At 74.3% G+C, this 24019-nt stretch carries 25 protein-coding genes; 11 read left to right on the forward strand and 14 right to left on the reverse strand.

The genetic code is table 11. From position 1 onward, the window contains the following. Window positions 1-201: 201 nt before the first annotated feature. On the reverse strand, window positions 202-1302 hold the full coding sequence (locus BFL37_RS10550) for a threonine aldolase family protein (protein ID WP_086515071.1): 1101 nt from the start codon (window positions 1300-1302) through the stop codon (window positions 202-204). Between the two features lie 53 nt (window positions 1303-1355). Between BFL37_RS10550 and BFL37_RS10555 the strand changes: the two genes are divergently transcribed. Next, window positions 1356-2678: a DUF2254 domain-containing protein gene (locus BFL37_RS10555; protein ID WP_086515072.1), complete on the forward strand. Its 1323-nt coding sequence runs from the start codon at window positions 1356-1358 to the stop codon at window positions 2676-2678. Between the two features lie 29 nt (window positions 2679-2707). Here the strand turns inward: BFL37_RS10555 and BFL37_RS10560 are convergent, their stop codons facing one another. Next, on the reverse strand, window positions 2708-3379 hold the full coding sequence (locus BFL37_RS10560) for an NUDIX domain-containing protein (protein WP_086515073.1): 672 nt from the start codon (window positions 3377-3379) through the stop codon (window positions 2708-2710). A gap of 73 nt (window positions 3380-3452) precedes the next feature. Then, on the reverse strand, window positions 3453-4724 hold the full coding sequence (locus BFL37_RS10565; protein ID WP_086515074.1) for an NAD(P)/FAD-dependent oxidoreductase: 1272 nt from the start codon (window positions 4722-4724) through the stop codon (window positions 3453-3455). 276 nt (window positions 4725-5000) lie between these two features. Here BFL37_RS10565 and BFL37_RS10570 point away from each other — a divergent pair, with 276 nt between their 5' ends. The 3 genes from BFL37_RS10570 (at window position 5001) to BFL37_RS10580 (ending at window position 7448) form a co-directional block, all read left to right on the forward strand. After that, window positions 5001-5447 (forward strand): Asp23/Gls24 family envelope stress response protein, encoded by a 447-nt coding sequence (locus BFL37_RS10570; protein ID WP_086515316.1) that lies wholly within the window; start codon window positions 5001-5003, stop codon window positions 5445-5447. Between the two features lie 120 nt (window positions 5448-5567). After that, window positions 5568-6383 (forward strand): aquaporin Z, encoded by an 816-nt coding sequence (gene aqpZ / locus BFL37_RS10575; RefSeq protein WP_086515075.1) that lies wholly within the window; start codon window positions 5568-5570, stop codon window positions 6381-6383. A gap of 111 nt (window positions 6384-6494) precedes the next feature. Beyond that, entirely contained in the window at window positions 6495-7448 is a 954-nt protein-coding gene (locus tag BFL37_RS10580; protein ID WP_086515076.1) for an Asp23/Gls24 family envelope stress response protein, read from the forward strand. 46 nt (window positions 7449-7494) lie between these two features. Here BFL37_RS10580 and BFL37_RS10585 read toward each other — a convergent pair whose 3' ends face one another. Beyond that, window positions 7495-7938: a DUF805 domain-containing protein gene (locus BFL37_RS10585; RefSeq protein ID WP_086515077.1), complete on the reverse strand. Its 444-nt coding sequence runs from the start codon at window positions 7936-7938 to the stop codon at window positions 7495-7497. Between the two features lie 272 nt (window positions 7939-8210). On the opposite strand from BFL37_RS10585, the gene BFL37_RS14855 reads away from it, so the two are divergent. Beyond that, window positions 8211-8507, forward strand: a complete 297-nt coding sequence (locus BFL37_RS14855) for a hypothetical protein (RefSeq protein ID WP_206601270.1) — start codon at window positions 8211-8213, stop codon at window positions 8505-8507. Here BFL37_RS14855 and BFL37_RS10595 read toward each other — a convergent pair. Beyond that, entirely contained in the window at window positions 8485-9612 is a 1128-nt protein-coding gene (locus BFL37_RS10595; protein ID WP_086515078.1) for an ABC transporter permease, read from the reverse strand. The genes BFL37_RS14855 and BFL37_RS10595 overlap by 23 nt on opposite strands. After that, window positions 9609-10490, reverse strand: coding sequence for an ABC transporter ATP-binding protein (locus BFL37_RS10600; RefSeq protein ID WP_086515079.1), 882 nt, complete (start codon window positions 10488-10490; stop codon window positions 9609-9611). The genes BFL37_RS10595 and BFL37_RS10600 overlap by 4 nt, the downstream gene beginning before the upstream one ends. A 286-nt stretch (window positions 10491-10776) precedes the next feature. Here BFL37_RS10600 and BFL37_RS10605 point away from each other — a divergent pair, with 286 nt between their 5' ends. Together BFL37_RS10605 and BFL37_RS10610 are read left to right on the forward strand one after the other, a co-directional pair. Beyond that, entirely contained in the window at window positions 10777-11313 is a 537-nt protein-coding gene (locus BFL37_RS10605; RefSeq protein ID WP_086515080.1) for a hypothetical protein, read from the forward strand. Window positions 11314-11441: 128 nt separating this feature from the next. Beyond that, window positions 11442-11864 (forward strand): hypothetical protein, encoded by a 423-nt coding sequence (locus BFL37_RS10610; RefSeq protein ID WP_086515081.1) that lies wholly within the window; start codon window positions 11442-11444, stop codon window positions 11862-11864. On the opposite strand, the gene BFL37_RS10615 is transcribed toward BFL37_RS10610, so the two are convergent. Further along, window positions 11855-12745: an SMP-30/gluconolactonase/LRE family protein gene (locus BFL37_RS10615; protein ID WP_086515082.1), complete on the reverse strand. Its 891-nt coding sequence runs from the start codon at window positions 12743-12745 to the stop codon at window positions 11855-11857. The two genes, BFL37_RS10610 and BFL37_RS10615, sit on opposite strands and share 10 nt — an antisense overlap. Continuing rightward, window positions 12742-13536 (reverse strand): SDR family NAD(P)-dependent oxidoreductase, encoded by a 795-nt coding sequence (locus tag BFL37_RS10620; RefSeq protein ID WP_086515083.1) that lies wholly within the window; start codon window positions 13534-13536, stop codon window positions 12742-12744. The genes BFL37_RS10615 and BFL37_RS10620 overlap by 4 nt, the downstream gene beginning before the upstream one ends. Window positions 13537-13598: 62 nt before the next feature. Here BFL37_RS10620 and BFL37_RS10625 point away from each other — a divergent pair, with 62 nt between their 5' ends. Further along, window positions 13599-14372 carry an SDR family oxidoreductase gene (locus tag BFL37_RS10625; protein ID WP_086515084.1) on the forward strand — a complete coding sequence of 258 codons (774 nt, stop codon included), beginning with the start codon at window positions 13599-13601 and terminating at the stop codon, window positions 14370-14372. Between the two features lie 9 nt (window positions 14373-14381). On the opposite strand, the gene BFL37_RS10630 is transcribed toward BFL37_RS10625, so the two are convergent. Then, entirely contained in the window at window positions 14382-14951 is a 570-nt protein-coding gene (locus BFL37_RS10630; RefSeq protein WP_086515085.1) for a TetR/AcrR family transcriptional regulator, read from the reverse strand. Window positions 14952-15061: 110 nt separating this feature from the next. Between BFL37_RS10630 and BFL37_RS10635 the strand changes: the two genes are divergently transcribed. After that, window positions 15062-15727, forward strand: coding sequence for an SDR family NAD(P)-dependent oxidoreductase (locus BFL37_RS10635; RefSeq protein WP_086515086.1), 666 nt, complete (start codon window positions 15062-15064; stop codon window positions 15725-15727). Window positions 15728-15745: 18 nt separating this feature from the next. On the opposite strand, the gene BFL37_RS10640 is transcribed toward BFL37_RS10635, so the two are convergent. Together BFL37_RS10640 and BFL37_RS10645 are read right to left on the reverse strand one after the other, a co-directional pair. Next, a complete protein-coding gene (locus BFL37_RS10640) occupies window positions 15746-16480 on the reverse strand; it encodes a response regulator (protein WP_086515087.1) in 735 nt (244 codons plus the stop codon). Continuing rightward, on the reverse strand, window positions 16477-17934 hold the full coding sequence (locus tag BFL37_RS10645) for a sensor histidine kinase (protein WP_086515088.1): 1458 nt from the start codon (window positions 17932-17934) through the stop codon (window positions 16477-16479). Before BFL37_RS10645 ends, BFL37_RS10640 begins: the two co-directional genes overlap by 4 nt. A 310-nt stretch (window positions 17935-18244) precedes the next feature. Here BFL37_RS10645 and BFL37_RS10650 point away from each other — a divergent pair, with 310 nt between their 5' ends. After that, a complete protein-coding gene (locus BFL37_RS10650; protein ID WP_086515089.1) occupies window positions 18245-19828 on the forward strand; it encodes an MFS transporter in 1584 nt (527 codons plus the stop codon). Window positions 19829-19909: 81 nt separating this feature from the next. Here the strand turns inward: BFL37_RS10650 and BFL37_RS10655 are convergent, their stop codons facing one another. Then, window positions 19910-20758, reverse strand: coding sequence for an alpha/beta fold hydrolase (locus tag BFL37_RS10655; RefSeq protein WP_086515090.1), 849 nt, complete (start codon window positions 20756-20758; stop codon window positions 19910-19912). Between the two features lie 86 nt (window positions 20759-20844). Here BFL37_RS10655 and BFL37_RS10660 point away from each other — a divergent pair, with 86 nt between their 5' ends. After that, window positions 20845-21570, forward strand: coding sequence for a hypothetical protein (locus tag BFL37_RS10660; protein WP_086515091.1), 726 nt, complete (start codon window positions 20845-20847; stop codon window positions 21568-21570). 94 nt (window positions 21571-21664) lie between these two features. Here the strand turns inward: BFL37_RS10660 and BFL37_RS10665 are convergent, their stop codons facing one another. Both BFL37_RS10665 and BFL37_RS10670 read right to left on the reverse strand, forming a co-directional pair. After that, window positions 21665-23098, reverse strand: coding sequence for a phytoene desaturase family protein (locus BFL37_RS10665; RefSeq protein ID WP_086515092.1), 1434 nt, complete (start codon window positions 23096-23098; stop codon window positions 21665-21667). Further along, a complete protein-coding gene (locus tag BFL37_RS10670) occupies window positions 23095-23991 on the reverse strand; it encodes a UbiA family prenyltransferase (RefSeq protein WP_241533962.1) in 897 nt (298 codons plus the stop codon). The genes BFL37_RS10665 and BFL37_RS10670 overlap by 4 nt, the downstream gene beginning before the upstream one ends. Window positions 23992-24019 lie beyond the last annotated feature (28 nt).

Genomic DNA, 24019 nt, shown 5'->3' on the forward strand with positions numbered 1-24019 from the left:
TGTGCGTCGTCACCCTCTGACGCTATCTGCCGCGCGACGATGAGGGAACGCGCCCTTTCGTGGGGCACCGGCATCCGCCCCCACCTGCCTTCCTCGGCGTGCGTGCGAGCTCAGGAGGAGAAGTGGCGCGATCGCCGCGCGTCGAGTCCATGGGCCCACGATGACGGGGTGCGTCGACGGCGCAGTGACGTCAGTTCGAGGCTACGCGGCCCCGACCTCGCGGCGGATCGCGGCCGCGAAGCGGTCGATGTCGTCCTCGGTGGTGTCGAAGGAGCACATCCAGCGCACCTCGCGGCGGGCCGGGTCCCAGTCGTAGAAGCGGAACTCGGAGCGGAGGCGGTCGGCGACGCCCTCGGGGAGGATCGCGAACAGGCCGTTCGCCTGCGTCTCCTGCGTGAACTCGACGCCGTCGACGCCGTCGAGCGCGGCCCGGAGGCGGGCGGCCATGCCGTTCGCGTGGCGCGCGGAGCGGAGGTAGAGCGGCACGCCGTCGACCTCGGATCCGAGGAGCGCCAGCAGCTGCGCGCTCACGAACCGCATCTTCGAGGCGAGCTGCATGTTGAGCTTGCGGAGGTAGGTCAGCCCCTCCGACGCCTCGGGGTCGAGCACCACGATGGCCTCGCCGTAGAGCAGGCCGTTCTTGGTGCCGCCGAAGCTGACGACGTCGACTCCCGCGTCCGACGTGAAGGCGCGGAAGGGCGCGTCCAGCGTGGCCGCCGCGTTGGAGAGGCGCGCGCCGTCCATGTGCAGGCGCATGCCGCGCTCGTGCGCGTGGTCGGCGATCGCCCGCACCTCGGCCGGCGTGTAGACGGTGCCGAGCTCGGTGGTCTGCGTGATGCTCACGGCCAGCGGCTGCGCGCGGTGCTCGTCGCCCCAGCCCCAGGCCTCGCGGTCGATGAGCTCGGGGGTGAGCTTGCCGTCCTCGGTGGGCACCTGGAGCAGCTTGATGCCGGCGACGCGCTCGGGGGCGCCGCCCTCGTCGGTGTTGATGTGCGCGGTGGTCGCGCAGACCACGGCGCCCCAACGCGGCAGCATCGAGAGGAGGCCGGTGACGTTCGCGCCCGTGCCGTTGAAGACGGGGAACGCCTCGGCGCCGCGGCCGAAGTGCTCGCCCACGACCTCCTGGAGCCGGGCCGTGTACGCGTCGCCGCCGTACGCGACCTGGTGCCCGCCGTTCGCGGCCGCGATGGCCTCGAGCACCTCGGGGTGGATCCCGGAGTAGTTGTCGGAGGCGAAGCCGCGGGCGGCGGTGTCGTGGAGGTGGAGGGGGGAGGCGGCGGTGGCGTCGGTCACGGGATCCATCCTCCCGCACCCCGCGGAGGGGCGGCGCCGACCGCCACGGCCTAGCCTGAGGCATGCGATCCCGGCTGCTCCACGCCCGCGAGTCCTTCTGGTTCCTGCCCGCGCTCCTCGGCGTCGGCGCGGTGCTCGCGGCCCTCGGCCTCATCGAGCTGGACCGGCTGCTCGTCCGCATCGGGGTGGACGACATCCCGCTCGTCGAGGACCTGTCGGCCACCGGCGGGCGCGCGATCCTCTCGGCCATCGGCGGGACGATGCTCGGCGTCGCCGCCACCTCCTTCTCCATCACGATCTCCGTGCTCGCCACCACGTCGTCTGCGTACGGGCCGCGCCTCGTGCGGAACTTCATGGCCGACCGCGGCAACCAGGTCGTGCTCGCCGTCCTCACGTCGACGTTCCTGTACGCGCTGATCGTGCTGCGCTCCATCCACACCGAGGACGACGGGGTGGTCGGGTTCGTGCCCATCGTCGCCGTGAGCGCGGCCGTGCTGCTGGCGGTGGCCGACGTGGCCGTGCTCGTGTACTTCATCCACCACATCGCGATGTCGGTGCAGGTCACCACGCTGCAGAGCCGCGTGCTCGCCGACCTCGAGGCCGCCATCGACCGGATCCGGCCGGAGGACCCGGACGCCGACGCGCACGGCCGCCGGGTGGCCCACGGCGCGGCGCCGGTGACGGGACCGGTCGTCCGCGTCGTGCGGGCCCGCGCCACCGGGTACGTCGCGGGGGTCGCCCTCGACGCGCTCGTCGCCGACGCCGCGGAGCGCGACGCCCGCTACCGCGTGGTGGCGGTGCCCGGCGACCACGTCGTGGCGGGCGACGCGCTCGTGGAGGTGCACGGCGGATCCGGCGGGCAGGAGGACGGCGACGACGCCGCGCGCGCCGCCGTCGACCTCCAGTCGGCGCGGACCCCGCACCAGGACCTCGGCTACGCGGTCCAGCAGATGATCGAGATCGGCGTGCGCGGCCTCGCCTCCGGGACGAACGACCCGTACACGGCGGTCGGCGCGCTCGACGCGCTCTCGGGTGCGCTCCGCACGCTGTGCCTCCGGCCGGGGGAGGAGGTCGAGGTCCGCTGCGACGCCGACGGCACGCCGCGCGTCGACATCCGCTGGCCGCGGACGGCGGTCCTCGTGGGCGAGGCGTTCCTCGCGATCCGGGCCTACGGCGTCGGGCACGCGCTCGTGATGCGCGCCGCCCTGCGCCTCGCCGAGCGCCTGGAGACCGTGGCGGACGACGACGTGCGTCGGGCGCTGCGGCAGGACGTGCGCGCGCTCGCGTCGTCCTACGAGCGGACGGATCCGGAGCCCGTGGACGCCGGGCCCCTCCGGCGCCGTCTGGCCGAGATCGAGGCGCGGCTGGCCGTCCCGCGGGCCTGATCCGGGCGGAGCGGATCCGGGCAGCGGGATCAGGAGCGCGGGAGCGCGTCCGGGAAGCCGTGCAGCGCGACGTGCTGGAGGAGGATCACCGTCTTGCCGTCGGCGATGCGGCCGTCGGCGACCATCGCGAGCGCCTCCTCGAGCGAGACCTCGATGCGCTCGATGTCCTCGCCCTCCTCGGCCACGCCGCCGCCCGCGCCCACGACGTCGGCCGGCGTGTAGGAGGCGAGGTAGTGGTGCACGCGCTCGGTCACGGATCCGGGGCTCATGAACAGGTCGAACAGGTGCGTGAGCCCGACGACCTCCACGCCCAGCTCCTCGCGGGCCTCGCGGCGGATCGCGTCCTCGGGGGAGTCCTCGTCGAGGAGCCCGGCCGCCGCCTCCACGAGCATGCCGTCGGGGTGGCCGTTCACGTAGGCCGGGTAGCGGAACTGGCGGGTGAGGAGGATCCGGTGGCTGTCGGCCGCGTAGAGGAGGACGGTCGCGCCGTCGCCCCGGTCGTACGTCTCGCGCTGCTGCTCCTGCCAGGACCCGTCGCGGAGCCGCAGGTCGAGCGTCGTCCGGCGGAGCACGTGCCAGCCGTCGGAGGTGACCTCGACGCGCTTCACGACCACGTCCGGGTTGCGGTCGAGGTCCGTGCCGCGGAGGTGGAGGCCGGTGCGGCCCCGCGAGTCGGGCACGGTCTCGCCGGGGCGCGTCATGCGGCCATCCTCGCCGGGCGGAAAGCGGCGGCGCGTCCGCCGGAGGGCGGATCCGCGCGGCGGACGTCGTGGGTCAGGCGCGGCCCTGCAGGATCAGGTTCCAGTACACCCACGGGAGCACGTACCGGTCGGCGAGGAACGTGATGCGGCGCTCCTTCGCGAGGCCCTTCCAGCCCGGGATCGTGGGCTTCGGGCGGTAGCGGTCGTCGAACTCGGCGAACACCACCGTGGAGCGCGAGACCACGAACGGGCACACCGAGTAGCCGTCGTACGTCTGGGGCAAGGCCTTGCCCTGGAGCGCCGCGACGAGGTTCTTGGCCACCGCAGTGGTCTGGTTGCGCAGCGCGCCGCCGGACTTCGAGTTGGTGGTCGCGGCGGCGTCGCCGAGCGCCCACACGTCGGGGAAGCGCGGGTGGCGGAGGGTCAGCGGATCCACCTCGACGAAGCCGCCCGGGTCGCCCGGCGCCGCGAGGCCGGTGCTCGCGAGCCAGTCGGGCGCGGACTGCGGCGGGACTGCGTGCAGGACGTCGTAGGGGATGGTCTCGCGGCCGACGTCGCCCCGGTCGTCGGCGCGCGCCGCGTGGTCCGGCCCGAGGAGCGCGCGGGCGCGGTCGTCACCCGCGATGTCGACGGTGCGGGCGACCGGATCCACCGCCACGAGCTCGCGGCCGTACCGCACCTCGATGCCGTACTCGGCGACCTTGCGCTCGAGCTCGGCGTCGATGAGCGGCATGCCGAACAGGGTGGGCGTCGGCACGACGAGCACCACGCGGATGTCGTCGAGCACGCCGATCGCGCGCCAGTGGTCGCACGCGAGGTACATCGGCTTCTGCGACGCGCCCGAGCAGGTGCCGGGGCCGCCCGGCTGCGTGAAGACGACCGTGCCGGAGCGCACGTCGCGCAGCACCCTCGACGCCTTCGCGGCGTAGTGGTGCTCGTAGTTGGAGACGCCGACCGGGGACGCCATCGCCTCGGCGAGGCCGGGCACGGCGTCCCAGTCCTTCTGGATGCCGGGGCACACGATGAGCTGGCCGTAGCCGACGCTCCCGCCCGAGGCGAGGGCGACCGTCCTCGCGTGCGGGTCGATGCCGGCGACGCGGTCCTGGATCCACGTGACGCCCTTCGGCGTGACGGACCCCTGCGGCCGCGTGGCCTGCGACGCTCGGGCGGTGCCGCCCGCCACGTGCGAGAACATCGGCTGGTAGTAGTGCGTGTCGCGCGGCTCGATGACCGCGACGTCGTCGACGCCGTAGCGCCGGAGGCGGCCCGCGACCGAGAGCCCCGCGTTCCCCCCGCCGATGACGAGCACGTCGTGGTGGGCGGGCGCGCTGCCGGGTGAGGTCATGGCCTCAACCTAGGCCCGGCGTGCGTCATCCGGGCGGGTGCGGTCGAAGCGCGGGTCCGGATGGGAGCGCCGCCGGCTCCTCGCGGCCCTGGCCGGAAAGCGCACGCCGGCCAGCCGTCGGTGGCCGCGGAGCGAAGCGCGGACGCTCCCGCCTGGAGGAACGCTGGACGTGCGGGACGAGCCGGGCGCCCGGCCCGTCTCCTTGACGTGCCGGTCATCCAGCCGGCATCGCGATCCCGCATCCGGGAGCGCGCCAACGACCATCAGGAGCACCACATGACCGACGTCACCCCCGCCACCGCCTCCAGCCGCGCCGCCGCGAAGCACACGCCCGCCGACCAGGCCGCCGGCAAGAACACGATCGCCGACGGCGTCGTCGAGAAGGTCGCCGGCATCGCGGCCCGCCAGGTCCCCGGCGTGCACGACCTGGGCAACGGCGCGGCCCGTGCCGTCGGCGCGATCCGCAACGTCATCGGCCAGCAGGACCGCGGCCAGGGCATCTCCGTCGAGGTCGGCGAGAAGCAGGTCGCGGCGGACATCGTCGTGGTCGCCGAGTACCCCGTCGCGCTGCAGGACCTCGCCGACCGGATCCGCGAGTCCGTCACCGACGCGATCTCGCAGGTCGTCGGCATGGACGTGACCGAGGTCAACGTCACCGTCTCCGACGTGCACATCCCGTCGGACGACAAGGACGACGACGACCAGAAGAGCCGCGTCCAGTAGCACCGCCTGCTGACGGGACCGGGGCGCGCCCCGGTCCCGTCGCCGCGCGGGGCGCCGTCCCCGCGTGCCCCCGACCGACCCACGACCGCACCACCCGCAGCATCCAGAGGACACGAACCGATGAGCAAGTCGACCACCACGAGGGCGCCCCGCGACACCCCGGCCCAGGGCCGCGGGCAGAAGGCCGCATCCGCCGGGGAGCGCCCGTCGTCCGCCGCGCGCTGGGGCGCCGAGGCGTTCGGCACGTTCCTGCTCGTGTTCGGCGGCGTCGGCACCGCGCTCTACGCGTCCGCGTTCCCCGACGACGGCAACGCCACGGGCGTCGGGTTCCTCGGCGTCGCGCTCGCGTTCGGCCTCACCGTGATGGCCGGCGTCGCCGCGGTCGGCGGGATCTCCGGCGGCCACTTCAACCCCGCCGTCAGCGTCGGCCTCGCGTTCGCGGGCCGCATCGGCTGGCGCGAGGTGCCCGGCTACGTGATCGCGCAGCTCATCGGGGGGATCCTCGCCTCCAGCGCCCTCGCGCTCATCGCCGCCGACGGCCCGGCCGGGTACCTCGCGGCGGCGCAGGACGCGGGCTTCGCCTCGAACGGCTTCGGTGACGCATCACCCGGCGGCTTCGGCCTCGCCGCCGTGCTCGTCGCCGAGGTGATCCTCACGGCGGTCTTCGTGACCGTGATCCTCGCGGTCACCGGCCAGAAGGCGTACGCGGCCGTGGCGCCGATCGTGATCGGGCTCACGCTCACCCTGATCCACCTCATCAGCATCCCGGTCAGCAACACGTCCGTGAATCCGGCCCGCTCCATCGCCGCCGCGGTCTACGGCGGGCCCGACGCGCTCGGGCAGGTGTGGGCGTTCATCGTCGCGCCCCTGGTCGGCGCTGCGATCGCCGGGCTCGCGCACCGCGCGCTGACCCGCGCCGCCGCCGTCCCCGCCTGAGCCGGCCCTCTCCCGCCCGGGACTCGCGCCCCCGCACCCATCCCGCCCCCGCACCGATCCCGCCCCCGCACCCATCCCGCACCGCATCCGCACCACCGAAGGAGCACCGCCGTGAACGACGCCGCACCCGCCATCCGTCCCATCGACCTGACCGGCATCGACGCCGCGCACCCGGAGGGGGAGACGGTCGCGCATCGCGTGGGCGTCGCCGCGGCCGAGACCGCCGCGGGCGTCACGGGCGTGCATCACCTCGGCGGCCCGGCCGCGCGCGCCCTCGACGCGGCATCGCGGGCGATCCGCGGCGCGAGCACCGGCCCCGGCGTCACGGTCTCCGAGGAGGCCGGCGGCACCGTGGTCGACATCGACCTGGTGGTCGAGTACCCGGCGCCCGTGCAGGACGTCGTCGACGAGACGCGCGAGCAGGTGGCCCGCGCCGCCCGGCAGATCGCCCCCGGCGCCGTGCGCGTCAACATCCGCGTGACCGACGTGCACGGCCCGTTCGACGACGAGCAGTCGCCCGCCGGGGCCGCGCTCGAGAAGGCGAAGGACGCCGGATCCGACGCGCTGGAGAAGGCGAAGGCGGCGGGATCCGAGGGGCTCGACAAGGCGAAGGCGGCGGGCTCCGAGGCCGCCGACCGCGCCCGCGAGGCCGGCGACCGGATCCAGGGCGCATCCGCCGACGCCGCCGACCGCGCGCAGGACGCCGGATCGCGCGCCGCGGACGCCGCGAAGGACATCGGTTCCGAGGCCGCCGACCGCGCGAAGGCCGCGGGCGCCGTGCTCGCCGGATCCGCGAAGGCGGACGTCGAGGAGACCCGCGAGGCGGCCGCGGAGCGCGACGCCGCCGAGGCCGACGACGACGCCGCCGACTTCGACACCTACGCGGAGCCCGCCGCATCCGCGTCGCCCGAGGTCACCGTGATCGTCGACGGCGACCGCGACGGCACCACCCGCGTCGAGGTCGACGGCCCCGCGACGGTGGAGGTCCAGGGCGACCGCGTCGAGGTCGACGCCTCCGCCGCGGCCCGCGCGGACGACGCTGACGGGGACGCCGACCGGTCCTAGCGATCGGGGGTGGGGCTGGACGGCCCGCGCGCGCGGCTCCGCGGCGTCAGTCGAAGCGGACGCCGCCCGGCCGTGACCGGCTCGCGGTCATGACCAGGTAGACGATCTGCCCGAGGAGCGGGATGAAGTTGATGAAGATCCACGTGCCGCTGCGGTCGACGTCGTGCAGCCGTCGCCACGAGACGGCCAGCGACGGGATGAAGACGGCGAGCTGCGCCACCGCCGAGATGCCGCTCCAGACGTCCACGACGGCGAAGCTGCCGGCGATGTCCAGCGGGTCGCGTCCGCCCGTGCTGAGGCCGCTCAGGATGTCGAGGACGTTCGAGGCCACGAACCCCGTGAGCGCCCACCACCAGAACTCGCTCCGGCTCGCCCGCCCGCGGAAGGTCGCGTACTTGAGGAAGAACCTCCGCATCGCCTCGTACCAGGACGCGCCGTAGAGTGGCAGGTCGAGGGACGGCGTGGATCCGGGCGTCGTCGCGGGGGTCATGCCTCGACCGTATCGGTGGCGCGCCCGTCGGCACAGCGCGCAGGCGCGGCCGGGCGGCGCGCCGGCCGGGACCCGGACCGGAGCACACCGCCGCCAGCCCCAGCACCGCGAGCGCCCCGAACGCGACGCCCCACACGACGATCGCGATCGTCTCCCAGATCAGCACCGCGCGCGGGCGGGCGCCGAAGGAGACCATCGCGGCCGACGTGAAGTGCGTCGGCAGCAGCAGCGGCCCGAGGAGGCTGACGCCCGGCACGCCGTACCGGTCGAACGTGCGGCGGACCTTGGCACGCCGGGGCGTCTCCTCCTTCGCGCCGTCGCGCGTGAGCCGGGTGCGCGTGCGGGACGCGACCAGCACGATCAGCGCCACGATGGCGACGTTCCCGACCACCGCCGCGAGCACCGCGACCGCCACGTGCTGGCCGCTGAGCACGCCCAGCACGGCGGCGAGCTCGACCTCGAGGAACGGGATCATCGCGGTGACCATGATCCCGAACCACCGGAGCACCTCCGGCAGCCCGTTCGTGAAGTCCTGCAGCGCGTCGATCATGCCTTCAGCGCCTCCTTGAGCTTCACGCGGGATCCGGTCCGGAGCAGCGAGTTGCTGTAGATGCGGGATCCGAGGGCGACCACCACGGCGGTCGTCGCGATGAGCACGGCGAGCGACACGAGCGGCTCCCACCACTGGGCCTCACCGAGGAACAGGCGCATCGGCATCCCGACCGGGGCCGCGAACGGCACGTACGACATGATCGTCATCACCACGGGGTTGTCGTTGAAGAAGATGACCGCGAAGTACGGGATCATCACGAGGTACGTGACCGGGGCCGTGACGGCGCCCACGTCCTCCTGGCGGGACACGAGCGAGGCCGCGGCCGCGAAGAGCGACGCGAGCAGCACGAACCCGAACAGGAAGAACACGACGAACCAGATCACGGCGGGGCCGACGATCGCCAGCAGCGCCGTCTGCTCGGTCACCAGGAGGCCGACGCCCGTCATCAGGGCGATGAGCGCGATCTGCGTGAACGCCAGGAGGCTGTTGCCGAGCACCTTGCCCGCGAGCAGCGCCCGCACGGGGATGGTCGACATGAGCAGCTCGACCACGCGGGTCTGCTTCTCCTCGACGACGCTCTGGGCGATGATCTGGCCGAACGTCAGCGCGGAGATGAAGAACACGAGGCCGAACGCGATCGCCACGAGGTAGGCGATGGCCGGGTTGGTGGCCGGCTCCTCGAGGAGCTCCACGCGCGGGGTGTCGGTGAGGGCGCCCACGACGCCGTCGGGCGCAGAGGTGTCGCCGATCACGAGCACGGCGCCGTCGACGTCGGCCTGGGTGTCGGGGACGACCGCGGCCTCCACGTCGCCGTCGCGCACCATCTCCTGCGCGGCCTCGACGCTGTCGGCGGGCACGCCCTCGAGCGACTCGGCGGCGGACACGGCCTGCGAGGCGGTGCCGACCACGGCCACGCGCGTGCGTTCGCCGTCGCCGTCGTCGTTGGCGGCGAGGAACCCGGTGACGACGATGGAGGCCAGGATCCCGATGAGCAGGATCGCGGTGCTGATGAGGAACGACTTGCTGCGCAGGCGCATGCGCACCTCGCGGCCCGTGACGAGCATCGTGGACTGGGCGAAGGACGGGGCCGTGCCCCGTTCGGTGGTGCGGGCGGTGCTCACTGGACGACCTCCTGGAAGATCTCGCTGAGGGTGGGGCGGCGGCGCGTGAACCCGGTGACGGATCCGCGGGAGACGGCCTCGGCGAGCACGCGCTGGCGCGCCTCCTCCTCGGCCTCGAAGAGCACGTAGCCCCCGTCGAACTCGACGACCTCGACGCCGGGCACGTCGCGCACCCAGCCGCCGTCGCCGTCGATCTGGAGCTCCGTGAGGGGGCGGCTGTGCTGGTCGCGCAGCTCCTCGCGGTCGCCGGATGCGCGGATCCGGCCCTCGGCGATGACGACCACGTCGTCGCAGAGGCGCTCCACGATGTCGAGCTGGTGCGAGGAGAAGAGGACGGGCACGCCCTGCGCGGCCCGGTCGGTGAGGACGCCGAGGACGGTCTCGACCGCGATCGGGTCGAGGCCCGAGAACGGCTCGTCGAGCACGAGCACCTCGGGGTCGTGCACGAGGCTCGCGGCGATCTGCGCGCGCTGCTGGTTGCCGAGCGACAGCGACTCGATGGGGTCGTTCCGGCGCTCGCCGAGGCTGAGGCGCTCGAGCAGCCGCTCGGTGCTCGCGGTCGCGTCGGCGGCGCTCATGCCGTGCAGGCGGCCGAGGTAGACGATCTGCTCCTGCAGCTTCATCTTCGGGTAGAGGCCGCGCTCCTCCGGCATGTAGCCGAAGGTGCGGCGGCTGGAGGTGCCGAGGTCGCTGCCGTTCAGCGACACGGAGCCGGAGTCGGCGGTGAGCACGCCGAGCATGATCCGCATGGTGGTGGTCTTGCCGGCGCCGTTGCCGCCGACGAAGCCGGTCAGCCTCCCCGGCCGCACGGCGAAGGACACGTCGTCGAGGACACGGCGGTCCCCGAACGATCGCGTGACGTTCTGGACTTCGAGCACGGAGGGCCTCCTCGGTGGGCGTGGGTGATCCGTGCTGCTCACGCTAGGCGCGGGGTGCCCGCGGGGAGTCCGCCATGAGGGGGAACCGGGTGGGGGACGGGACGGGGCGTTCCTCAGGTGGTCCGCTCGGGCGACGGGGATGCGGCTCGCGGCCGATGGGGCAGGGGCGCGCCCGCGGGAGCGTGGGGGCATGAAACGACGTCTCCTCGTCCTCCCTGTCCTCCTCCTCCCTGTCCTCCTCCTCCTCCCTGTCCTCCTCCTCCTGAGCGGTTGCGCGTCCGGCCCCATGGGCGGGACCGGGGAGGCCGAACCGGACCCGACCTCGACATCGACCTCGGCTCCTACGAGGACGGCACCGCGGGAGGACTGGGCGGCCATCGAGGAGCGGCTCACCGAGGCGGTCGCCGCGACGGAGGCCGCCCTCCCGGGCGAGTGGACGGACACGCCGCCCTTCCTGCTCGAGCACGCGTGCATGGCCGACCGGGGTGACTACCGCCGGGAGCAGTGGGTGCCCACCTCGACCGGAACCGCCGTCGTCTACTCGGGACGGGCCAGCTGGTACGAGGAGGAGGACTACTTCGACACGCTCGACGAGCGGCTCGTCACCACCTGGTCCGCGCTCGGCCTGGAGGTCGAGTCGGGTGACATCGCGACCCGGGACGACGAGGCGCTCGCCTCGCTCTCCTTCGCCTACGGCGTGGCCGTCGCGACGATCCCCGGCTCCGACCAGATGCGCTTCGTCGGCGGCTTCGACGGTGACAACTGGATCGTCGCGGCGACCGTGAGCTGCGACACCCCGGGATTCCCCCGCCCCGCATCCTGAGGCCCCGCCCGTCCGACCCCTCGACCGCACGGGCGGTCGTCCTTCGGGTCGGGGGATGCCGATCACGCCCCTGCTCTGGGGCGCCGCCGCGGGTGGCTCGGCGGCCGCGGCGCTCCTAAGGTCGGACCATGCGCATCGCCACCGTCGTCCAGGCCGTCGCCGACGGGGTCGGCGCGGCGGGATTCGTGCTGTTCGCGCTGATCGCGACCGACATCGGCACCCCGCCGCTGGCCCTGAGCGGGCTCGCGCTGGTCGTGCTGTCCGGCGTCGTGCGGGTGGCCGCGCTCGTCCAGGTGCGTCGCGGGCTCGTGCGCGTCGGGACGCGACGCGGAGCGTGGCGCTGGTGGATCCACGCGCTCTGGATCGTGCAGGCCGTCGCCTTCGTCGCGGGGCTCGTGCTCGCGCACTCGTCCGTGGGTCCGGCCGTGACGGCCCTGCTCGCCGGGGTCGTGGTCGGCGTCGCGTCCGCCGGGCTCGCCGGGGGCGCCGCCCGTCGCGCGGGACGCGGATCCGCCTTCGTCGACTCGGCCTCGATCACCGCCTACGCGTAGGCGCTCGCCGCCGGCCCCGTGACGCCCGGGCGCACCGCGAACAGCATGCCCGCGCGCGGATGCCGGGCCGAGTCCTCCGCGATGTAGCCCTCCTGCGAGGTCGTGATGACGAGCACGTCGCGGTGGGGGCCGACGAAGGCGCAGCTGGAGACCTGGGGCGCGTCGACGCGCACGGATCCCACGTGCTCGCCCGCGGGCGAGTAGCGCCGCACCTCGCCGCCGCCCCAGAGCGCGACCCAGAGGAACCCCTCGTCGTCGACGCACATGCCGTCGGGGTGGCCGTCGGCGGGGTCGATCTCGACCACCACCTCGGGATCCGCCAGCCCGCCGTCCTCCGTGATCCGGAACCGGCGCACCTGCTGCGTGGGGGTGTCGATGTAGAGCATCTCGGTGCCGCCCGTGTCGAACGCGGTGCCGTTGGAGATGGTGACGCCCTCGAGCACGGTCGTCGCGACGCCGCGGTCGAGCAGGTAGAGCGCGCCGGCGCCGGGCGTCTTGTCGAAGGCCATGGATCCCGCCCAGAGCCGGCCGCGCGGATCGACCTCGCCGTCGTTCATGCGGCGCCGGACTCCGTCCTGCGGCAGCACGTCGGCCATCGGGATCAGCGTGCCCTCCGCCGTGAGGCGGACGAAGCCGTCGCGCGCCGCGAGCACGTGGCCGCCTTCCGCGTGCCGGACCACAGCGCCGACCGGCCCGCCGACGTGCGTCTCCGTGACGGGCCCGACCGCGAGCGTGACGGGATCCAGCGTGGCCTCCCGCACGATGCCGACGTACTGGTCGGCCCAGAGGAGCGTGCCGCGCGCCGCGTCCCAGAGCGGCGCCTCGGCGTGCTCGGAGCGGACGGTGTCGAGGGGCACGGCGTCCCACGCGGTGACGCTCATCGGGCGCCGTCCCGCGGCCCGCGCTCGGGCGACCCTTCGCCCTCGTACGCGCGCTGGGGCATCTGCGTGGCGAGCTTGCCGCCGCTCACGTCGACGAGCGTGCCCGTGATGTAGCCGGCGCGGTCGCTCGCGAGGAAGACGAGGAGGTCGGCCACGTCGTCGGGTCGCTCCCACCGGCGGATGCTGAGGGTGTCGAGCAGGCGGTCCTGCGCCGGCTCCGGCATCTCGGCGAAGCCGTTCATGGCCGTCGGGATCATGCCGGGCGCGTAGGCGTTGACCGTGATGCCCCATGGGCCGAGCTCGCTCGCGAGCACGCGCGTGAACTGCACGACCGCGGCCTTCGAGGCGCCGTAGGCGGCCGCGCCCACGCTCGGGATGACGGCGGCGAACGACGCCGCGTTGAGGATCCGCCCGCCTCCGGCCGCCTTCATGGCCGGCATGACGGCCTGCGAGAGGAGGAACACCCCGCCCACGTTCACGTCGAACGCGGCCTGGAAGCGCGCGGGGTCCAGCGACTCGACGGACCCCTCCACGTTGATCCCGGCGTTGTTCACGAGCACGTCGACGCGGCCTGCCGACTCGACGACCTGCGCGATCGCCGCCTGCGCGGAGGCCGGGTCGGTGACGTCGGCGACGATGGCCTCGAGGCCCGCCGGCGGCTCCTCCCGGAACGCGAGGTCGAGCCCGAAGACCCGGCAGCCCTCCTCGAGGAAGCGCGCGGCGATGGCGCGGCCGATGCCCTGGGCGGCACCGGAGACGACGACGACCCTGTCGCGGAGGTCGATGAGCATGCGTGTTCCCCACAGTCCGAATAGCGTTTCCCTCAACGTAGGGGTGACCGAGGGAGACTGCCATGTCCGCAGACCGGACGCACGAGGACGACGACGGCGACGCGCCTGGGGAGGGACCGGAGAGCCCGCCGATGCTGTGGGTGAGCGGCGCCGGATCCGGCGTCGGCCGCGCGACCGCCGTCGCCGCGGCCCGCGACGGCTGGCACCTCGTGCTCTCGGGCCGCCGCCGGGAGGCGCTCGAGGAGACGCGCGCGCTCGTCGACGACCTCGGATCCACCGCGGTCGTCGCCCCGCTCGACGTGACCGACGACGCCGCGCTCGCCGCCGTCGTGGCCGGCCTCGACCGGCTCGACGGGGTCGTGGTCGCCGCCGGCCTCAACGCCCCGCGCCGCACGTGGGCCGAGCAGGACCTCGCCGACTTCGACCGCATCGTCGCGACCAACCTCACCGGCCCCGCGCACCAGGTCGCCGCCGCGCTCCCGCTGCTGCGGGCGTCCGGCGGCACGGTCGTGCTCGTCTCCTCGTACGCCGCGTGGACGCACTCGCCCGGAGCCGGCGTCGCCTACAGCGCGTCGAAGACGGCGCTCGGGGCGCTCGTGCGCGACCTCAACGCGCAGGAGGCGGGCAGCGGGATCCGCGCCACGCACCTCTGCCCGGGCACGATCGACAGCGACTTCCTCGTGCTCCGGCCGACCGTGCCCGACGCGGCCGAGCGCGCCGCGATGCTCACGCCCGACGACGTGGCCCGCGCCGCGATGTTCGTGCTCGCGTCGCCGCCGCACGTGCGGATCGACGAGCTGGTGCTGTCCCCGGTGTCGCAGCGCGGCGGGTTCTGACGGGGCGGCTCAGGCGGGCTCCCGCCACGCGGCGGCCAGGCTGCGGTCGATGACGCGGCGCCAGGCCTCCGGAGCCGCAGCGTCCCGGCTGGCGGTGCCGGCCAGCCAGATGATGGCCATGAGGTCGTCGTCGGTGAAGTCGTCCGACAGGGATCCGTCGTCGTGCGCCTCCTCGACGAGCCGACGCCCGAGCGCGAGCGAGCGATCGCAGGTGCTGATGAGCGCCGCGGCCCCGGGGAAGCGCCGGAGCATGGCGTCGTTGAGGGCGGGATCCTCGAGCTGCAGGTCCACCATGCCGTGGACGAAGCGCTCCAGGCGCTCCCGAGGGGTGGGCTGCGCGTCGACGGACGACTTGAGCGCGAGCAGCTTCTCGCCCGCGATGGTCGGGATCACGGCGTCGATGAGCGCCTCGCGGGAGCCGACGCGGTTGTAGAGGGTCCCGATGCTGACGCCCGCGGCGCGCGCGATCTCCTCCAGGGGCGCGCCCAGGCCGCGCGCGGTGAACGTGGCGAGGGCCGCCGCGTGCAGCTTCTCGACGTTCGCGCGGGCGTCGCGCCGCATGCTCCGCTGCTCGGCCATCGGGCTCCCTTAAGTTGAGGCGTGCCTCAAGTCATGCGTACACTCGTGCTTGAGGTCACCCTCAACTTACCGCTCACGCCGGCTGCCGCCGGCCAGGACGAAGGACCACCATGCCCCTCATCACCATCGTCGGCGCGGGCGCCGGGCTCGGCCTCGAGATCGCCCGCGCGTTCGGCCGCCAGGGCTTCGCCGTCGCGCTCGTGTCGCGCGACCAGGCCAAGCTCGACGGCCTCGCCGCCACCCTCGGCTCCGAGGGCGTCACCGCGCAGGGCTTCGCGGCCGACATCCGCGATGCCGCGAGCATCACCCGCGCTCTCGACGCGGTCGTCGACGCGCTCGGCCCGATCGACGTGCTCGAGTTCTCCCCGGCCGATCCGTCCCTCGAGACCGTCGACGTCCTCGCGGTGACCCCTGCGAACCTGCAGCCGCAGATCGACTTCTACCTCGGCGGCGCCCTCACCGCGGTCGGCCACGTCCTCCCGAGCATGATCGAGGCCGGGCGCGGCACCGTGCTCGTCACCACCGGCGGCGGCTCCATCTCGCCCCTGCCGTTCCTCGGCAACGTCAACATCGCCGCCGCGGGCCTGCGCAACTGGACGCTCAACCTGCACGCCGCGCTCGCGCCGAAGGGCGTCTACGTCGCGCACGTGGGGATCACGGCCCTCATCGGCGGCGGGCACCCGGACGCGGCGCCGGAGGTCATAGCCCGCGAGTACACGCGGCTGCACGCGGAGCGGACGGACGCCGAGCTGCACCACGTGGCCTACGACGGCTGATCCCGGCGACGGCGCGCATCAGCTCGTCCCCGGCACCACGATCCCGCGCTCGTACGCGAAGACGACGGCCTGGACGCGGTCGCGCACGCCGAGCTTCAGCAGCAGGCGCGACACGTGCGTCTTCACGGTGGCCTCGCCGAGGTAGAGGCGCTCGGCGATCTCCGCGTTCGCGAGGCCCTCGGCGAGGAGCCGCAGCACCTCGAGCTCGCGGTCGGTGAGGGTCGCCACGCGCGGGTCGGTCGGGATCGTGGGGGCGGGGGCGGCCGCCGCGTCGTCGCCGTCGGCCGTGCCGGATCCGCGGCCGAACCGCTCGATGACCCGGCGCGTGACGTCGGGCGAGAGCAGCGCGTCGCCGCGCGCGATCACGTGCACGGCCTCCACCAGCGACTCCGGCGACGCGCTCTTCAGCACGAAGCCGCTCGCGCCCGCGTCCAGCGCCGTGAAGAGGTAGTCCTCGCGGTCGAACGTGGTGAGCATCAGCACGCCCGCGGTGATGGCCGGGTCGGCGACGATGCGGCGCGTGGCCTCGAGCCCGTCGACGCGCGGCATCTGGACGTCCATGCAGATCACGTCGGGCGCGAGCTCGGCGGCCAGGCGCACGCCCTCCTCGCCGTCCGCGGCCTCGCCGACCACCTCGATGCCGTCCTCGCTCTCGAGGATCACGCGGAATCCGGCGCGCACGAGCGCCTGGTCGTCGACGATCAGGACGCGCACGGAGGCGGCGGCGGCGGGGTCGGTCGGGTCGTCGGTCATGCGGAGGTCTCCTCGGGTACGGATGCGGGGGCGGGCTCCGGCGCGGGCGCGGCGGCGGGCTCCGGGACGGAGACGGACAGCGGGACGGGCAGCGGCACGGGCGGCACCACCGGCGCGCGTCCCGTCGGCACGGACGCGCGCACGAGGTAGCCGCCGCGCGCCTTCGGGCCGATCTCGATGGATCCGCCCACGGCCGCCACGCGCTCCCGCATGCCGCGCTGGCCGAGCCCGCCGGGGCCGTTCCGCACGGGACCGGCGGCCGCCGACGCGGCCGCGCCCGCGGGTCCGCCGTCGCTCACCTCCACCTCGACCCGGTCGGCGAGGTAGCGCAGGCGGAGGTCGACGCGCGCGCCGGTGCCCGCGTGCTTCCGGACGTTCGTGAGCGACTCCTGCGCGACGCGGTAGACGATGAGGTCGACCGTGGGAGTGAGCGGCCGCGGGGTGCCGATGACGTCGAACGCGACCTGCAGGCCCGCGCCGCACGCGTCCGCCACGAGCTCGTGCAGCTGGTCGACGCCGCGGGTGGAGGCGGTGCGGGTGGGGTCGGCGCCGGCGCCGGCGTCGGATCCCTGGCCGTCGTCCTCCTGCCGGAGCGCGACGAGCATCCGGTGCAGCTCCTCGATGGCGCTGCGGGCGTTGTCCTCGACGATGCCGAGCGACGCCGCCGCCTTCTCGGTGTCGCGGTCGAGGACGCGCCGCGCGGCGCCCGCGTGCACGCCCATCACCGACACGTGGTGCGCCACCACGTCGTGCAGCTCGCGGGCGATGCGCACGCGCTCCAGCGTGACCGCCTGCTCGGCCACGCGCTCGCGCTCCGTCGCCAGCTCGGCCGTCCGGGTCTCGAGCGCGCAGCGGTCGCGCGCCGACGCCCAGGCCCGGTCGCCGAAGTACCAGGCGCCGCCGAAGTAGAGGAGGTTCGTGATGATGGAGATGAGGCCGGCGGCGACGGGAGGCGGGATCCAGGCGTCATCGGGGGCGTTCTCGAACGTCGAGCCGGACAGGGAGTAGAAGCCCGAGGTCTGCAGCAGCGAGCTGAACAGCCAGGCGAACATGCCGACCACGATGATCCCGCGCACGATGTTCGCCCGGAGCCGGCTCCGTCCCCAGGCACCCAGCGAGTACATCGCGATGAACATGGCGATGTTGGAGAACATCAGCTCGGGGACGAACTGGTACGCGCCGACGATGAACGTGGCGCCGATCACCAGCGTCACGGCCTCGGGCTGCAGCCGGCGGAAGGCGAGCGGCACGCACATGAGCAGGATCCAGGCCGCGATGATCCACATCGCGGGCCGCGAGGGGTACATCCCGAGCGCGTAGTACTGCATGACGCTGAACGTGGTGAGCACCAGCATCACCGCGGCCAGCAGCGCGTCGTACCGGAGGCCGGCCCGGTCGGGACGCGGGCGCACCCAGAACCGGTCGACGCTGTCGGGGGCGGGTGCGGCGCTCATCCGCCCACGCTATCGACGGGGTCGTCGCGGGCGCATCCGCCGGATGACGGAACGGCCGGCGGGTGACGGGTGACGGGACCCTGTGCCCGGACCTCCGGATAGGCCGCACGGGTCAACCGGTGCCAGACTGGCGGGACGGGCGCATCCGCCCGGCCGTCTCCCCGCACCGCCGCGGATCCTCCTCCGCTGCCGCCCGCCGGCACGAGAGGCGCCCGACCTCCCGTCCCGCGTCCTCGTCGCCCGCTCGCGCGCTCGCCGGCCGGATCCGCTCGCACCACCGCCGACGCCCGCGCCGGCACGAGAGGACCCCATGTCCGACACCACCGCATCCGCCCGCCCGGCGGCCGGCGCATCCGGCGCGCCCGACGCCGGCCGTCCGCCCGCTCCCGTCGTCTCGCGTCGCGCCTGGCAGGCGCTCATCGTGCTGCTCGCCGGCATGTTCATCGCGCTGCTCGACACGACCATCGTGAACGTGGCGCTGCCCACCATCCGCACGAGCCTCGATGCCTCCGAGTCGACGCTGAGCTGGATCATCTCCGGCTACGCGCTCGCGTTCGGGCTCGCGCTGATCCCCGCGGGCCGCCTCGGCGACCGCTACGGGCACAAGTGGGTGTTCGTGACCGGCATCGCGCTCTTCACGCTCGCCAGCCTCGCGTGCGGTGTGGCCCAGGACGACCTCCAGCTCGTGATCGCGCGCGTCGTGCAGGGGCTCGCCGGCGGCCTGTTCGTGCCCGCGGTGACCGCCTTCATCCAGCTGCTGTTCCCGCCGCAGGCGCGCGGCAAGGCGTTCGCCATCATGGGCGCCGTCATCGGCGTCTCCTCCGCGCTCGGCCCGATCGTGGGAGGCCTCATCATCCAGGCCGCGGGGGAGGAGTCGGGCTGGCGCCTGGTCTTCTTCGTGAACCTGCCCGTCGGCCTCGCGACCGTCGTCGCCGCCATCTTCCTGCTCCCGAGCCGCCGGGTGGCCGAGGAGGTCGCGGGCGACGTGCGCGCGCAGTCCGGGCAGCAGGCCGGACGCGGATCCGCCGCACCCGCCAAGGCCCCCGCCCCCTCGGGCGTCGACCTCGTCGGCATCCTGCTCGTGAGCGCCGGACTCGTGGCCCTGCTCGTGCCGCTCATCGACGGCCAGGACCAGGGCTGGCCGCTCTGGACCTACCTCTCGCTCGCGGGCGGCGTCGTGCTCCTCGCTCTCTTCGGCGCGTGGGAGGTCATGCAGACGAGGCGCTCGAAGGGCGTCCTCGTGCCGCCGCACCTGTTCACGCACCCCGCGTTCACGGGCGGCGTGATCCTCGCGATGGTCTACTTCGCGGCCTTCACGAGCATCTTCTTCACCATCTCGATCCTCTGGCAGTCGGGCCTCGGCAACTCCGCGCTGGAGTCCGGGCTCGTCTCCATCCCGTTCGCCATCGGCAGCATCGTCGGCTCCTCCCAGAGCAACCGGCTCACGAACCGCCTCGGCCGCACCGTGCTCGTGATCGGCACCGCGCTCGTCAGCGTCGGCCTCATCTGGCTGTGGCTCGTGCTGCTGAACACGGCCGCGGCGGACCTCACCAGCTGGATGCTCCTCGTCCCGCTGCTGCTCGCCGGCATCGGCAACGGCCTCTTCATCGCCCCGAACGCGCAGTTCATCGTCGCGACGGTCGACCCCGCGGAGGCGGGCGCGGCATCCGGCGTGATCGGCACCGTGCAGCGCGTCGGCTCGGCGGTCGGCATCGCGGTCATCGGCAGCGTGCTGTTCGCGGGCGTCGCGGGCGCCGGGATCCAGGGCCCGCAGATGGTGCCGCAGGCGTTCACCGACGCGTCGGCGTCGGCCATGGGCGTCAGCGCGATCTTCGCGGTCGTCGCCTTCGCTCTCGTCTTCGCCCTGCCGCGGCGGGTGTCGCGCGGGCACTGACGCGCGTCGCTCCACCGCTCCTCTCGCCGATCCGGATCCGTCCGGGTCGGCGAGAGCCGTTTCCGCGGGTGCGTACCTCTTCTATGCGGCGGCGATGCGCTCCAGCAGCCGGCCGAGCGCGTCGGCCGCGCCGTGCAGCACCGAGATGTGGCCGTCGTCCGGGCGGATCACGAGCTCGGCGCCCGGCACCCGGTCGGCGAGCCAGCGCGCATGGGCGACCGGCGCGATCCGGTCGGCGTCGCCGTGCAGCAGGATCACCGGCGCGCGGACGGCCGCCAGGTCGACTCCCCAGTCGGCGACGAGCGCGAGGTCGTCGTCGACCATGCCGCCGATCCCGGCGTCGAGCCCGCGCCCCGCCACGTCCTCCAGCCACGCCCAGTCGGTCTCGAGCGCGCGGATGTCGCCGTCGGTGAACATCGCCGGGTCGAACGCGGATCCGGCGAGCTCCGCCTCGAGCGCCTCGCGCCCGGCGACGGCCGCCCGCAGCTCCCGCTCGCCGCCCGCGTGCATGCCCGCGAACCAGTCGAGCCCCTCCGCCTCGACCGGTGCGAGCGCCGCGCCGCACAGCGCGCCGAGCACCCGGTCGCCGAGCGACGCGGCCGCGGCCAGCGCGAGCACGGCACCGCTGGAGTGGCCGACCACGGCGAAGCGGTCGACGCCGAGCGCGTCCGCGACGGCGAGGTCGTCGGCGACGGTGGTCGCGACGGTGCGGCCCGGGTGCCGGGTGGATCCGCCGTACCCGGGCCGGTCGTACGACACCCACCGGATCCCGCGGCCCACGGGCGCGTCGACGAGCGGCGCGGGCGGCGGCCCGACGTTCGGCGTGCCGTGATGGTAGACGACCACGAGCTCGGCGCCGTCGCCGGATCCCGTGTCGTAGCAGTGCAGCGCGCGGCCGTCCGGGAGCCGCAGGTCCGTCTCGATGAGCATGGCCCGAGCGTAGGCGCGCGTGCGCGCGGCGGACAGGGCCCCGGACGGACCCGGACGCGGGAGGCCCGGGGTGACAGGATCGGCACATGGACGAGGCGCAGCGGGGCGAGCTCCGGGAGCTCCGCCGTCGCGCGTACGGACCGCACCCCGACCTGGACGACGCCGAGCTCGGCCGGCTGCGGGAGCTGGAGCGGGAGGCGCGGCAGGGCAGGTCGGCCGCGGCGCCAGCCGCCGCATCGGCCGCGGCGCAGGCGGTCCCGCCGGTCGCTCCGGCCGGATCCGACACCGCGGATCCCGCCCACGACGCCGATCCCGCCGATCCCGGCCCCGATCCCGCTGACCACGACGCGCTCGATCCCGCCGCCGGCCCGGCAGCCCCGCGCCGCCGCACCGCAATCCTCTGGGCCGCGTCCGTCCTCGTCGCCGTCGGCGCGACCGTCGCCCTCACCACGGGCCTCGCGTCGGTGACCGGCCGCGAGGTCGCGACCGTCGCGCTGGATCCCGACCGCCCCGTCCCCGACCGCTGGGACGACTGGTACCAGGACGTCGCGACGGGCGTCGGCGAGTTCCACGGCCTCACGGTGATCGGCCTCGTGAACCCCGAGGACGACGCCGCGTGCGTCACGGTCGTGGCCCCGCGGTTCGCGCGCGGCACGAACCCCGTCGGCGGATGCGCGGCCGGCACGTTCCCGGCGCGCGGCGTCCTGACGGTCACCGGGGACATGCCCAGGGAGCTCCGCGACGAGTTCGCCGAGGGCACCGCGCTCGAGTTCGTGCTCGAGGGCGGATCCGTCCGCGTCACCGCGGGCTAGGCACCGCGGGTCAGGCGCCGCGGGCTGGGCACCGCGGGTCAGCCGCCGCGGGCAGGGCGCCACGCGATCCCCGCGCGCCGTCGCTGTCCCCGCGTCAGGCCCGGTTCGACCTGAGCAGCCTGCTCACCGCGATCATCGCGCCGCCCACCACCGCCGGGATCCCGCCGCCGGGGTGCACCGACGCGCCGACCCGCCACAGCCAGGGCCGCCAGGGGTCGTTGTACGAGGGGCGGTGGAACGGCCCGCTCAGCCACGGCGGACGCGCCGCCCCGTAGAGAGCGCCGTGCGGTTCGCCGCCCTCGCCGTAGTACCGCGGATCCAGCACCGTCTGCTCGTCGAGGAGGTCGGTGAGGGGCCCGTCGAGCCCCATCGCCGCCGACACCCGGTCGACCTCGCGCCGTACGAAGGGGTGCTCGGCCGTGTAGCGACCGCCGTCGGCGGGCGCGGTGAGCAGGATGCCGACGGTGCTGCGCGGGTTCGGGTACACCTCGCCGGCGCGGTACTGGTTGACGAACACCATGGTGTCCGCCGGCTCGTCGCCCGCCTCGAGGCTGCGGTGCAGCGCGGCCGGCTTCGTCGGCAGCACCACGCTGTGGGTCGCGATCCCCGCCGGCAGCTCCTCCCGCAGCGCGCCGTACACCGCGACGGCGGAGCAGGAGAGGGTGCGCGGGCGCAGACGGGGGAGCGTCGGGATCCGCGACGGGCCCGTCAGCGCCGCCAGCCGGTCGGCGTCGAGGGCGCTCACGACGAGGTCCGCGGGGTAGCGGCCGGCCTCGGTGGTGACCGACCCGCGCTCGATGCGGGTGACGGCCTCGCCGGTGCGGATCTCCACCCCGGCCGCTTCGGCCAGCCGGCCCAGCGCGAGCACGATCTCGTACACCCCGCCGCGGGGCACCCAGGCGCCGGTCTCCGCCATGATCGCCGGCATGCTCGCGTAGAGCGCCGGGGTGCGTGACGGCGAGACGCCCGCGTTGAGGGTGTGGATCGCGATGATCTCGCGCAGCCCGTCGGGCAGCCACGGCAGGCTGTCGAGGTACGCGCGCGTGGTGAGGCGCGTGCCGTACACGTCCAGCAGCCGGCGCAGCGCCGGGAGGGCGGCGCGGTCGAGGGGGTCGGCGAGCAGCAGCTCGGTCACGTCGTCGGCCAGGGGCGCGTGCAGGTCGGAGAAGCGTCGCCAGGCGGGGTACCAGGGGTGGTCGGGCGCCACCGGCAGGGAGGTCTCCTCGCCGTCGTAGTAGTAGCGGCCCACCTCGGGCATCCGCACCAGGTCGAGCCCTCCGTCGTCGCGGGTCCGCTCGGGCGCGTGCCCGCCGTTCCCGAGCCGCCGCAGCAGCTCGTCCCACACCGCCGGGAACGTCACCAGCGACGGGCCGGTGTCGATGCGGTCCTCGCCCAGCCGGATCCGACGGCTCTTGCCGCCGAGCTCGGGGGAGGCCTCCAGCAGGGTGACGCGGTGGCCCGCGTGCGCGAGCAGCGCGGAGGCGGTGAGCCCGCCCAGGCCTCCGCCGACGACGACGATGCGGCTCACGGGTACCCTCCGAACACGATCGCGACCATGAGCAGCACCCCGGCCAGCGTCCCCGCGATGTACGGGAAGGCGACCGACAGGCGGTAGAGGCGGTGGCCGGTCGCCGGCGTCGGGTCGCGCAGCAGGGACACCACGAGGATCCCGGCGATGAGCAGGTTGACGGCCGCCACGGGCACGCTCACCACGGCGAAGAGCGCCGTCGAGAGGATCCACCACCCACCGCTCCACAGGGCCGTCCCGCGTGGGCCGAGCCGCACCGCGGTGGTGGTGATGCCCGCCTCGCGGTCCTCCACGATGTCCTGCACCGCGTCGAACGCGTGCTTGGCCACGCTCCAGGCCATGAGGCCCAGGGCGGCGGGCCAGACCGGCGCCACCTCGAGGGCCGCGGGCACGATCACCAGCGGCAGCGCGTACGCCGCGTTGCTCAGCGAGTCGAGGAACGGCCGCGCCTTGAAGCGCAGCGGGGGTGCCGAGTAGAAGACGAACACGCCCGCGTAGAGGAGGATCGCCGCGTTCGCGAGCGGCGGCAGCGCCAGCAGGAAGTACACGAGGAACGGGACGTTGACGACGGCGACGGCCCAGGCGATGAGCCGCACCTCGGACTGGCGGATGCGGGCGCCCTCGATGGAGCCCTTGCGGGGGTTCGCGGCGTCCGTGTCCTGGTCGTAGATGTCGTTCACGCCGTAGATGAGCAGGTTGAACGGCAGGGTGAGCCACAGGATGAGCGGCAGGGCCCGCATGTCGAACAGCGCGCCGGTGAGCCAGACGGCCACGAGACCGGATCCGATGGTGTTGATCCACAGCACCGGGCGGGAGATGAGCACGAGGCGGCGCACGGCCACGCCGATCCCCGACGGTGCGATGCGCGACATCCGCTCGCTGCTGTCGGTCACGGGCACGAGCGTACGCCGCCCACCATTA

Source organism: Clavibacter michiganensis (genome assembly GCF_002151125.1).
GTDB lineage: Bacteria > Actinomycetota > Actinomycetes > Actinomycetales > Microbacteriaceae > Clavibacter > Clavibacter michiganensis_C.